This is a genomic window from Bacteroides sp. ET336 (assembly GCF_024733815.1).
GTDB lineage: Bacteria > Bacteroidota > Bacteroidia > Bacteroidales > Bacteroidaceae > Phocaeicola > Phocaeicola cellulolyticus.
This window is the reverse complement of sequence record NZ_JANRHK010000068.1, coordinates 1-368: the sequence shown is the minus strand read 5'-3', so window position 1 is coordinate 368 and position 368 is coordinate 1. Positions and strand designations below refer to the sequence as shown.

At 43.2% G+C, this 368-nt stretch carries 1 protein-coding gene; it reads right to left on the bottom strand.

Going from position 1 to position 368, the window contains the following annotated elements; all coding sequences use genetic code 11:
* Positions 1 to 85: 85 nt before the first annotated feature.
* Positions 86 to 368, bottom strand: a 283-nt coding sequence (locus tag NW213_RS16865; RefSeq protein WP_258323482.1) for a transposase, incomplete at its 5' end; no start/stop codon positions are given.

The following is a 368-nucleotide window of genomic DNA, read 5'->3' as shown; positions in this document are numbered from 1 at the left end:
GTAAGTTTCCAATTTTAGGGTAGCCCCTTTTAGACGGGTGCCAGCAGGCACCCGTCTAAAAAAGAGTCCACAAATTTAACGATTATTATTTGCATATTGTCATGGGAAGGAGGTTTTCGTAATCCGTTCTTCCCTTTTTTAATTCTCTGAGCAGCCTGCAGAAGTAATCCCTGAAGGAGACTCCTGCCTGTTTGCAGGTTTCTATAAAGGTATTATAGATTGCGGAGTTCTGTATTCCTTTCACACTTCCGAAGAACAGGCTGTTCTTTCGTTGGACAGTGATTGGTCTTATCGCTCTTTCCGCCGCCATATTGTCTATGGAGTATTCTCCGTCATTTCTGTAGGCGAAGATCTGATTCCAGAAGTTC